The sequence below is a fragment of the Mesorhizobium sp. M0408 genome, from assembly GCF_040321495.1.
In the GTDB taxonomy this organism is placed as follows: domain Bacteria; phylum Pseudomonadota; class Alphaproteobacteria; order Rhizobiales; family Rhizobiaceae; genus Mesorhizobium.
This window is the reverse complement of the sequence record NZ_JAMYRO010000010.1, coordinates 194,264-204,367: the sequence shown is the minus strand read 5'-3', so window position 1 is coordinate 204,367 and position 10,104 is coordinate 194,264. Positions and strand designations below refer to the sequence as shown.

The following is a 10,104-nucleotide window of genomic DNA, read 5'->3' as shown; positions in this document are numbered from 1 at the left end:
GGGGCTGGGGGGGGTGACCAAATTGCCCGCGCAGGGGGCCACAAACCCACGCCCGCCTCCCGCAGCGCGGGGGCGGGTTAAGAAACCCCCGAGGCGCCGCCCCCGAACCCCCGGTAGGGGCGCGCCCATCGCACGCTCGCGCTTCCTGATGATAGCAGTGGCGGTTTTTGCCGGCCTCGGTCTCGCCTGGTGGGCGGCAACGGGGCTGGGGCTGGTAAAGCCGATTTTCCTGCCCTCGCCGGGGAGCGTGGTGACCCAGCTCGGCAAGCTCTCGGGTGACGGCACGCTGTGGCTGGATGTCAGAGCCTCGATATACCGTATTTCCATTGGCTTCCTCATCGCCTCGGCATTGGCGATTCCGATTGGCGTGCTGATCGGCAGCTTCAGGACCTGGGAAGCGGCGATCGAGCCGCTTGTGGATTTTATCCGCTACATGCCGGTGGTCGCTTTCGTGCCCCTCTCCATCCTGTGGTCGGGGACCGGCGATGCCCAGAAGTTCCTGATCATCTTCATCGGCACCTTCTTTCAGCAGGTGCTGATGATCATGGACAATGTGAAGCGGGTTCCCGCTGATTTCATTGGCCTTGGCAGGACACTCGGCCTGCCGGATCGCAGGATCCTGACGCGCATTGTGGTTCCCAGCGCCTTGCCAGGCATCTGGGATACGTTACGCATCAGTCTCGGCTGGGCATGGACCTGGCTGGTGTTGGCGGAACTTGTCGCGGCGACATCAGGCCTCGGCTACCGCATCACCGTGTCCCAACGCTATTTCCAGACAAACACCATCATCGGCTACATCCTGCTACTGGGCGTGCTTGGCCTCATTACCGACCAGGTCATGAAGGCACTGGGAAAAGTGCTGTTCCGGCAGGAGGGCCACGTGCAATGAGGCCGGGCCGATGAGTTTGCCCAAATTGGGGATCAAAGGTCTCCACAAGAGCTTCGGCACGGGCGCGCGGCGCACGGAAGTGCTGCGCGATATCAATCTCGATCTTGCCGACAACGAGTTCGTCTCGCTGGTGGGCACGTCGGGTTGCGGCAAGAGCACGCTGCTGTCGATCGTTGCCGGACTGCAGGATTTCGACGCGGGAGATCTTGCCATCGATGGCGCGCCGATCCTGCAGCCGGGCCTCGACCGCGGCGTCGTCTTCCAGTCCTACACCCTGCTTCCCTGGCTGACGGCGCAGCAGAACATCGAGTTCGCGCTCAAGGCCGCGGGTCATGATCGCGCGACCTGCCGCAGGATAGCACGCGAGCATCTCGATCTGGTCAAGCTCCCGCACAGCGCCAATCGCTATCCGTCTGAGCTTTCTGGCGGCATGAAGCAACGGGTGGCCATAGCGCGTGCCCTTTCCTATCGACCCAAAATGCTTCTGATGGACGAGCCCTTTGGCGCGCTCGATGCCTTGACCAGGCATCAGATGCAGGAACTCCTGACGCAGATCTGGGAGGAGCACAGGCTCACCGTGCTCTTCGTCACCCATGATGTGGAAGAAGCCGTCTACCTGTCGGACCGCATCGTCGTGATGGGGATCGGCCCGGGACGCATCATGCAGACCTTCAATGTCGACATCGAGCGCCCGCGCCGGGAAGAGGTCATGGAAACCCCGGCCTTCATGGATTTGCAGCGCAGCGTACACAAGGCGATCCGCGAGGCTTCAAAACGTCCCGAAATGGTTTAGGCGGGCCACTCAATTACTTACAATCGGCGACCACCGTTGCGCCCAATCTCGATATCGCGCCATCGCGATTCCTGACCAGGGGAGCCGCGATCGGCGGCTTTCTCCTCAACCTCGAAAAAAATTTGCAGGACAATGTCGATTTCCTAAACTCCGTTCGTCGTTTCGATGCCGGCCGGTGAGTCCGGCTCAACAAGGAGACAGACGATGCGTGTGATGGTGCTCGTGAAGGCTACCGAGGACAGCGAAAAGGGCTTTGTCCCCACGCCCGAGGCGAAGGAGGCGATGGAGGCGATGGGCAGGTTCAACGACGAGCTGCGCAATGCCGGCATCTTGCTCGACGCCGATGGCCTCAAGCCCTCCTCGCAGGGCAAGCGCGTTGCGTTCGATGGTCCCCGCCGGACGGTCATCGACGGGCCTTTCGCCGAGACCCGCGAACTGGTCGCCGGCTTTTGGCTCTGGGAAGTCAAGGACATGGACGAGGCTGTCGCCTGGGTGAAGCGCTGCCCCAATCCCATGCCCGGACCGAGCGAGATTGAAATCCGGCCGCTGTACGAGATGGCTGATTGGCAATGGGAATCTGACGCCGGAGGTCACGGAAATCCATGACCGGACGCGCGAGAAGCTCAGCGGCAACTGAACCTGTCGGCCGCAACCTGCTTTGCCTTCGTTATGGCTTTGGCCGATAAGGCAGCATGACGGCAGGCGAGACGCAGCAGGCGATCGAGGCGATTTTTCGCATTGAACGTGCCCGGCTCATCGCGGGCCTGGCCCGCCTCGTGCGCAATGTCGATCTTGCAGAGGAACTGGTGCAGGACGCCCTCGTCATAGCCCTATCCGAATGGTCCAGGACCGGCGTTCCGGCTAATCCCGGCGCTTGGCTGATGACGGTCGCCAAACGCCGCGCCATCGACGCGATCCGTCGCGACAAGATGCGCGAGCGCAAGCATGAGGAGATCGCGCGGGAGCTGGACGGCGACTGCGATGGTACGGCCGAGGGAAACGAAATGGCCATGAACGACGATCTTGGCGACGAGCTGCTGGGCCTCATCTTCACAGCCTGCCACCCCATACTTTCGGCCGACGCCCGCGCGGCCCTCACGCTGCGTGTCATCGGCGGCCTGACGACGGACGAGATCGCCCGTGCTTTCCTGTCGAGCGAGGTGACGATCGCCCAGCGCATCGTCCGCGCAAAGAGGACGATCGGAAAGGCCGGGCTCAGCTTCGAGGTGCCGCGCGGCGCCGAGCGTGCGGCGCGTCTGTCCTCGGTGCTGGAGGTCATCTATCTCATCTTCAATGAAGGCTATGCTGCCACGGCAGGCGACGACCTTGTCCGCCCGAGCCTGTGCCTGGAGGCACAACGGCTCGGCCGCATGCTGGCGGGGTTGATGGCCGAGGATGCCGAGGTGTTCGGCCTGCTGGCTCTGATGGAAATCCAGGCATCGCGCCTGCCGGCACGCATCGGGCCGGACGGCGCCCTCTTGACCCTGACCGAGCAAAACCGCGCGCGCTGGGACCAGCTGCTGATCCGCCGAGGCCTTGACGCGCTGGCCCGTGCCGAAGCCCTCGGGGGCGATGGCCCCTATGTGTTGCAGGCCGCGCTTGCAGCCTGTCACGCGCGGGCGCGCAGTCCGGCCGATACCGACTGGCCCCGTATCGCAGCGCTCTACGACCGGCTGCGTGCAGTGATGCCCTCGCCGGTGGTCGATCTCAATCGAGCGGTCGCCCACAGCATGGCCTTCGGGCCCGAAGCGGGCCTGCGGCTGGTAGACGAGATTGCCGACGCCGCCGCCTTGCGCAATTATGCGCCATTGCCGGCGGCGAGGGGCGATTTTCTGTTTCGGGCCGGCCGGCTGGCCGAGGCCCGCGCCGAATTCGAGGCTGCGGCCAAGCTCACCCGCAACGTGCGCGAAGCGGCCTTTCTCCTCGCCCGCGCAGACGCTTGTGGTTGACAGCATCGCTCTCCGTGCCCGACGCGCCGCTCGGCAACATCGAAAGCCGCCAGTTCGCTCCCGGCCAGCCCCCTTCAATGAGCGTGATCAGCTCGCAACGCGAAAGGGATTAACGATGCGCAAGCCTTCGTCGAGCGCCATTGCGTGCTGCATGTCCTCCGACCAAAGTGTATCGCAGCCAGCGTGAACCGCCGCGGAGGCGATCATCGCGTCATAGGTGGAAAGGCCGTACCGCTCGGCGAGCCTCAATCCTGTTTCGTGGGTCTCGAGCGTGAGCGGATGAACCGTCAACAGGCCGCGCAGCGTGGTCAGCAGCGCATGCGTTTCGTCCCATGACATTTGCATCTTCCGACGCGCGACATTGGTGAGTTCATTGAGAACCTGCACGCTGATCGCCCCGCCATCGGCGATGACCGCCTCGGCCCGATCCGCCTTCGCCGTGTCGCCTGACGCGATATGAAGAAGGACATTGGTATCGAAAAAACTAACGGGCATTTGCCTCGTCCCGATCGAATTTGAAGTCAGCGGGAAGCCGACCGCGGAAGGCGCGGAGACGCTTCAGCAACTCCTCACGCCCGGGCTTCCGCGCGACGCCAAGCTGGCGGGCGTCAGCGACATGGATTTCGATCTCATCGCCTTCCCTGAGTTCAAGCGCTTCGACCACAGCGGCGGGAAGGCGGACCGCAAGACTGTTTCCCCATTTGGCGACCTGCATGCCACTTCCTCTCTTAGATATACGCTGGAAGAAATGTATATCCACAAGTCGTCAAGGTCAAGAATTGCAGCCAATCGGTTTATTCATTTTGGAGGAGAGGGCCTCGATCATGCCAGCAACTGCGTCGGCACGCCGAGAATCGGTCCTGCCTCGGCGAGCCGCTGGTCGAGGGTCCACACCGTGGCGCCATGCTCCGATGCCGTCGCGAGGTGCAGGGCGTCGCCAGCACGAAGCCCGAGCATATGCTGATCGGCGAATTTCGCGGCGACCCGAAAATGCCCGCCCGTCACCGGCAGCACGGTGAAGCTCTCAGCGACAAGCTTATTGAACATCGCGAGCGCTGCCGCGCGTTGCTCCAGGTCGATTTGTCCGGTCCGAAGCTTGATCGCCATGGCGCAGGACATCTCGGTGATGGTCCAGTCGCTGATCACAAGTTGCGCAGGGTCCTGCTCCGCTAGCCCAGCCCTGAACGCGCGCGGTCATGGCTTCGTTGGATAGCGCCGCGATGATCAGCGAAGTATCGAGATAGGACGTCAATAGCGATCGCCATCTCGCATCGATCGCACCAGATCGGTGGCAGCCTGAGCCTGCAGAGGCATGGTTGCGGTCAGGGATTGGAGCAGGACGGCGTCGATCCGTTTGCGAGGGCGGGCCACGGCCGTGAGCCTGGCGACCGGCTTGCCACGCCGGGTTATGTCGATCGAGTCTCCAGCTTCAACCCGGTCGACGAGCTCACTCAGATGTGCCTTGGCGTCCGCCAGATTGACCGCGTCCATGTCACGCTCCTGACCATGTAGATAGTCATATAGCGCATCACACTTGACGATTCCAGCGCAGAGTACTTTGGCACACCAGGCTGCCCCCAGGTCAGCGACCGTCGCGGCGCTCGTTCCACTTCTTGAAGCAGACCGCTGTGTGAGCGAAGCAGGTGATCGCTCCTGCAACGAGAATTGTGCCGCTTCCCGCTTGACTCACACATATCCCGGTGGTTATACATCGATCAATAGCCGAAGGGTTATCGATCCCAATGCCAAAGGCTCACGATGTACTCTTCAGAACGCTTGCCGATCCGACTCGGCGCGCTATTTTTGAGCGGCTGTGTCGCGAAGGAGAGCAGACGGTCGGGGCTCTGACGGCTCAGGCCGGGATCTCGCAACCGGCCGTGTCAAAACATCTCGGCGTTTTGAGGCAGGCCGGGCTCGTGCGCGACCGCCATGCAGGGCGACAGACCCATTATAGCGCGCAGCTTGCTGCGCTTGCCCCCCTGATTGACTGGACAAGCCAGATGACCGGGTTCTGGCAGAGCCGGTTCGACGACCTCGAAGACCTGCTCAAAAGGATGGACCAGTGAACCGAACGTCGACCGAAACACTCTCCGTCATTGTTGAACGGGAAATCGCTTATCCGCCCGAGAAGATCTGGCGCGCGCTCACGCAACCACACTTGATCGAGGAGTGGCTCATGAAAAATGACTTCAAACCTGTCGCGAACCACCGCTTCAATCTTCACGCAGACTGGGGCTCTGTCGAGTGTCAGGTGCAGACGGTCGAGCCGAACAGAACACTGACTTACACGTGGGATACCAAGGATCTCAAGAGTGTCGTCTCCTGGACCCTCACCCCCACGAGCACCGGAGCCCGCTTGCGCATGGAACAGTCGGGCTTCCGGCCGGATCAGCAGCCTTACTTCCGGGGTGCCAAAGTCGGCTGGCCGAGGTTCTTTGACGATCTGGAGCAGGTTCTGGCGCGGACGGACTGAGATCCGCTGGGCTATCCAAGCAAGGGCTCTGTTACAGAGCGACATCACGAGGCGATAATGGAGGCAAGCCAATGAAGATCAAGTTGGCCAAAGTATACGTGGACGACCAGGAAAAGGCACTGGGCTTTTACACCGAAACGCTCGGCTTTACCAAGAAGGCCGATTTCAGCAATGGGCCGTTTCGCTGGCTGACCGTTGGATCACCCGACGAGCCGGACGGTGCCGAGCTGCAACTCGCGCTCAATGACAACCCGGCTGCAAAGACCTACCAGCAAGCCATTTTCCAGCAGGGCCAGCCCGCGGTCATGTTCTTCACCGATAACGTCAAGGGCGACTACGAGCGCATAAAAGCGCGCGGCGCCGAGTTCACGATGCCGCCGACCGAAGTAACCGGCTCGACCATCGCCCAGCTGAACGACAACTGCGGCAATCTCGTTCAAATCACCCAACTGGCGCGCTGGTAAAGCATGCGTTCAGTGGCGTGGCTGCCCGGCGGGAGTCGCCAAACGGGCCGCCCGATCCGCTTCGGTTCGTCTTCAGAGGAGGTCTCAATGGATTGGAACAAATGGGTTCGGCAGATCCACCGCTGGCTGTCGATTATCTTTGCGGCGGTCGTCGCCGCCATCTTCATCAGCCTGGGAGCAGGCAAGGAACCCGCCTACTGGGTATACCTCTTGCCGCTGTTTCCACTCGGCTTGCTCCTGCTTACCGGTCTGTACATGTTCGTGCTGCCTTACGCGCCCAAGTGGCGCAACGCAGGGGGCACCGGCGCATTGGAGTGAACGCATGGCCAACAAGACGTCCATCAAGTCAGCGGCGGTCGCGAAGAAGCCCGCCGCCAAGCCTGCAGCCGCCAAGCCGGTCCTCCTCGCAGGCGGCAACCCGCAGATCCCGAAGGGTGATGGTGACGCTCCTGTGCAGGCCTACATCGCGGCCATGCCGGGCTGGAAACGCGACGTCGGCCGCCGCCTCGACGCACTCATCGAGCGCAACGTTCCCAACCTGCGCAAGGCCGTCAAATGGAACTCGCCCTTCTATGGCGTAGAGGGTCAAGGCTGGTTCCTCAACTTCCATTGCTTCACAAAGTACATCAAGCTGGCTTTCTTCCGCGGCACGTCGCTGCATCCTGTCCCTCCAGGCGAGTCCAAGCACAAGGACGTGCGCTACCTCGACATCCGCGAGGACGACCAGCTCGACGAAGCTCAACTCACCGACTGGGTAAAGCAAGCCAGCCAGTTGCCTGGCGAGCGAATGTGAGTGGAATGCGAGTCATTCCCGCAAACCCGGTGCCGACTAGCGGTATTCATGTGACGGGCGAGCGGCAACAACCCTAGGGAAAGCGACAATGATGATGAAGAGTGGCTCTATGGAAGGAAATGCAGAAAGCTCTCCCTCTCAGCTGATAGATGCGAGGATCAGTGAGCTGGGCGATTGGCGAGGCAAGACGCTTTCCCATATCCGCGCTCTCGTCAAGCAGGCTGACCCGGAAGTGGTCGAGGAGTGGAAGTGGCGAGGCGTTCCGGTGTGGTCGCACGCCGGAATAATCTGCACCGGCGAGACCTACAAGAACGTCGTGAAGGTGACCTTCGCAAAGGGCGCCTCCCTGCCGGATCCTTCAGGCCTGTTCAACTCCAGTCTCGAAGGCAACACCAGGCGCGCCATCGATATCCGTGAGGGCGAAGATATAGATGAGAATGCGTTCAAGGCGCTGATACGCGCTGCTGCCGCCCTGAACGCGGCCCGATAGTCAGCTCCGGCCGATATGGTCGGCTAGCGGGCCGAGAGCGGCGAGCAAAGCTTCGCCGGTGGCTTGCGTCGCGTTCTCATGCGGCGCGCGCAGGTTCAGCCAGCGTCTGTCGCCGGACCGTACCGCCAGCACTGCCTTCATCGCGGAGATGAGGCCGGCGTCCTGGATGATTTTGCGGAACGCCTTGATGGCGGCATCCGCGTCAGTAATGTCCTCTCCCGCCAGTGCTGCGTCGTAGAGGGCCCGGATCGCTGCGGCATTCAGATTGACCGTCGCCGAGATGCATCCCGCAGCACCGTTGGCGAGGCCTTTCGTCAGCTGTGCTTCCGAGCTCGGGAACACCGCGACCCTTGGGGCTGCCGCAATGACTGCCGCGGTGTTGTTCCAATCGCCGGCGCTGTCCTTGTAAGCCACCACGACATCCGGAAACGCTTGGCTCAAGCGGGCGGTCAGCGCCGGGCTCACCGGTACGCCGGAATTCTGCGGGATGTGGTAGAGGATCATCCTCATCGCCGGGTTCGCCACCCGTTCGATCAGCTCGCCATAGTAGCGGGCCTGTCCGTTGTCGCCGGCGGCCGTATAGAAGAACGACGGCAGCACCATCACCCCGGCACAGCCGAGCCCGACGGCATGCGCCGTCAGCTCGACGGTCTCGGCAAGTGCTGTGACACCGGTGCCGGGCATCAGATGGCTTGGCGAAATGCCGGCCTCGACCAGCCACTCCAGCGCTTGCATTCGCTCGCGCAACGAGACGGACAAGGCCTCGCCCGTGGTGCCGAACGGCGACAGGAAATGCGCTCCCTGATCCAGCACCCATTTGGCGTGGGATATCCAGAGATCGCGGGCGATCCGGCCGTCGTTTTCGAACGGCGTCAGGATCGGTGCGATGGTTCCTTGTGGGCGGATCATTTGCGTCCTTCTAAAGCCGGCATCAAAAATGTCGAGCAAGCTACATGAAGCAATGTTGCTGAGTACCGGCCGTTCGACCTCGAAAGCAAGCGGCTCGCGCATAGGCGCGCGATTGTGATCGGGCGGCGGTTCTGAGGCTCTCGAGGTATATCCTTGTCACGGGATAACGTCGTCTGGCCGAAAGGGGGGTGACAAACGAGTTCTGCTGTTTCATCAATGCCGCCTTTTGAGGAGAAGCCCATGCGGAGGATCGGTGTCGGCATTATCGGCTGCGGCAACATTTCGGATGCCTATCTGAAGGCATCGCCACAATTCCCGGTGCTCGACATTGTCGGCGTCGCCGACATCAACCGGGCGGCAGCCGAGGCCAAGGCAGCGGCCTACGGCCTGGCTGCCATGCCGGTCGACGCGCTGTTGGCCGATCCGCGCGTCGAGATCGTGCTCAATCTGACGACGCCGCAGCATCATGTGCCGGTCGGCCTGCAGGCTGTCGGGCAAGGCAAGCACGTCTATTCCGAGAAGCCGCTGGCAACGACGCTCAGCGACGCCGAGCGGCTGGTCGCGGCGGCGCGCGAACAGGGCGTGCGCGTCGGCTGCGCACCCGACACCTTTCTTGGCGGCTCCCACCAGACGGCGCGGCGGCTGGTCGATGAGGATACGGCTGGGACCATTGTCGCCGGCTCTGCCTTCATGCAGGTGCCCGGCCACGAGCTCTGGCATCCCAATCCGGATTTCTACTATCAGCCCGGCGGTGGGCCAATGCTCGACATGGGACCGTACTATCTGACCTGCCTGGTCAATCTCCTGGGTCCGGTAAAATCCGTGACCGGGCAGGCGAAGTCTTCCTACGCCACCCGCACCATCGGTTCTGGACCGCGCCAGGGCGAAACCATCCGGGTCGAGGTGCCGACCCATATTTCCGGCCTGCTCGCATTCGAGAATGGCGCCGCGGTCTCGATCACCACCAGCTTCGACGTCTGGAAGCATGAACACAATCACATCGAACTTTACGGAACCAAGGGCTCGATGATCGTCTCCGATCCCAACCAGTTTCAGGGCGACATCAGGACCAGCCAGCGCAAGGGCGACTGGACGGTGGCCGATCAGATCCATTCGTATGGCGACGGCAATTACCGGGGCCTCGGCCTTGCCGACATGGCGCAGGCGGTCGTCTCGGGCAGGCAACACCGCGCCAGTCTCGATCTTTCCCTCCATGTCCTGGAAATCATGGAATCGATCATCTCTTCAGCAGAGATAGGGCAGGGTATCGATCTCAGATATCGCTGCGCCCGGCCGGCGCCGATGCGCGCCGACCTGCCTTTCGGAATTCTGGAATAGGGAATA

The 10,104-nt window shown here is 62.2% G+C and carries 15 protein-coding genes and 1 pseudogene; 11 read left to right on the top strand and 5 right to left on the bottom strand.

The annotated features are described in order from the left end of the window. The first annotated feature begins 148 nt into the window (after positions 1–148). From NKI67_RS14695 to NKI67_RS14680, 4 genes are all read left to right on the top strand, one after another. Positions 149–889: an ABC transporter permease gene (locus NKI67_RS14695; RefSeq protein ID WP_036238341.1), complete on the top strand. Its 741-nt coding sequence runs from the start codon at positions 149–151 to the stop codon at positions 887–889. A gap of 10 nt (positions 890–899) precedes the next feature. Further along, positions 900–1,682, top strand: a complete 783-nt coding sequence (locus NKI67_RS14690) for an ABC transporter ATP-binding protein (RefSeq protein WP_023676185.1) — start codon at positions 900–902, stop codon at positions 1,680–1,682. A 165-nt stretch (positions 1,683–1,847) separates the two neighbouring features. Beyond that, a complete protein-coding gene (locus tag NKI67_RS14685; RefSeq protein ID WP_245274676.1) occupies positions 1,848–2,288 on the top strand; it encodes a YciI family protein in 441 nt (146 codons plus the stop codon). Between the two features lie 86 nt (positions 2,289–2,374). Beyond that, positions 2,375–3,631 (top strand): RNA polymerase sigma factor, encoded by a 1,257-nt coding sequence (locus NKI67_RS14680; protein WP_023676184.1) that lies wholly within the window; start codon positions 2,375–2,377, stop codon positions 3,629–3,631. An 87-nt stretch (positions 3,632–3,718) separates the two neighbouring features. Here NKI67_RS14680 and NKI67_RS14675 read toward each other — a convergent pair whose 3' ends face one another. The 4 genes and pseudogenes from NKI67_RS14675 to NKI67_RS14660 form a co-directional block, all read right to left on the bottom strand. Continuing rightward, complete coding sequence (locus NKI67_RS14675) at positions 3,719–4,126, bottom strand: PIN domain-containing protein (RefSeq protein ID WP_023676183.1); 408 nt, start codon at positions 4,124–4,126, stop codon at positions 3,719–3,721. Then, complete coding sequence (locus tag NKI67_RS14670; RefSeq protein ID WP_023676182.1) at positions 4,116–4,346, bottom strand: AbrB/MazE/SpoVT family DNA-binding domain-containing protein; 231 nt, start codon at positions 4,344–4,346, stop codon at positions 4,116–4,118. The genes NKI67_RS14675 and NKI67_RS14670 overlap by 11 nt, the downstream gene beginning before the upstream one ends. 107 nt (positions 4,347–4,453) lie before the next feature. Next, a pseudogene (locus tag NKI67_RS14665) lies at positions 4,454–4,829 on the bottom strand (type II toxin-antitoxin system VapC family toxin). A 50-nt stretch (positions 4,830–4,879) separates the two neighbouring features. Beyond that, complete coding sequence (locus tag NKI67_RS14660; RefSeq protein ID WP_023676181.1) at positions 4,880–5,122, bottom strand: type II toxin-antitoxin system Phd/YefM family antitoxin; 243 nt, start codon at positions 5,120–5,122, stop codon at positions 4,880–4,882. A 251-nt stretch (positions 5,123–5,373) separates the two neighbouring features. On the opposite strand from NKI67_RS14660, the gene NKI67_RS14655 reads away from it, so the two are divergent. From NKI67_RS14655 to NKI67_RS14630, 6 genes are all read left to right on the top strand, one after another. Continuing rightward, complete coding sequence (locus NKI67_RS14655; protein WP_023676180.1) at positions 5,374–5,697, top strand: ArsR/SmtB family transcription factor; 324 nt, start codon at positions 5,374–5,376, stop codon at positions 5,695–5,697. Next, entirely contained in the window at positions 5,694–6,104 is a 411-nt protein-coding gene (locus NKI67_RS14650) for an SRPBCC family protein (protein ID WP_023676179.1), read from the top strand. Before NKI67_RS14655 ends, NKI67_RS14650 begins: the two co-directional genes overlap by 4 nt. A 71-nt stretch (positions 6,105–6,175) precedes the next feature. Next, positions 6,176–6,568, top strand: a complete 393-nt coding sequence (locus NKI67_RS14645) for a VOC family protein (protein WP_023676178.1) — start codon at positions 6,176–6,178, stop codon at positions 6,566–6,568. An 87-nt stretch (positions 6,569–6,655) separates the two neighbouring features. Continuing rightward, the gene (locus NKI67_RS14640; RefSeq protein ID WP_023716563.1) at positions 6,656–6,886 is read left to right on the top strand and encodes a hypothetical protein; all 231 of its coding nucleotides are present in this window, start codon (positions 6,656–6,658) and stop codon (positions 6,884–6,886) included. A 4-nt stretch (positions 6,887–6,890) separates the two neighbouring features. Continuing rightward, positions 6,891–7,361: a DUF1801 domain-containing protein gene (locus tag NKI67_RS14635; protein WP_023676176.1), complete on the top strand. Its 471-nt coding sequence runs from the start codon at positions 6,891–6,893 to the stop codon at positions 7,359–7,361. Between the two features lie 91 nt (positions 7,362–7,452). Then, positions 7,453–7,851, top strand: a complete 399-nt coding sequence (locus tag NKI67_RS14630) for a DUF1801 domain-containing protein (protein ID WP_023676175.1) — start codon at positions 7,453–7,455, stop codon at positions 7,849–7,851. On the opposite strand, the gene NKI67_RS14625 is transcribed toward NKI67_RS14630, so the two are convergent. Further along, positions 7,852–8,760, bottom strand: a complete 909-nt coding sequence (locus NKI67_RS14625) for a dihydrodipicolinate synthase family protein (protein ID WP_023676174.1) — start codon at positions 8,758–8,760, stop codon at positions 7,852–7,854. Positions 8,761–9,000: 240 nt separating this feature from the next. Here NKI67_RS14625 and NKI67_RS14620 point away from each other — a divergent pair, with 240 nt between their 5' ends. Continuing rightward, positions 9,001–10,098, top strand: a complete 1,098-nt coding sequence (locus tag NKI67_RS14620; RefSeq protein ID WP_023676173.1) for a Gfo/Idh/MocA family protein — start codon at positions 9,001–9,003, stop codon at positions 10,096–10,098. Positions 10,099–10,104 lie beyond the last annotated feature (6 nt).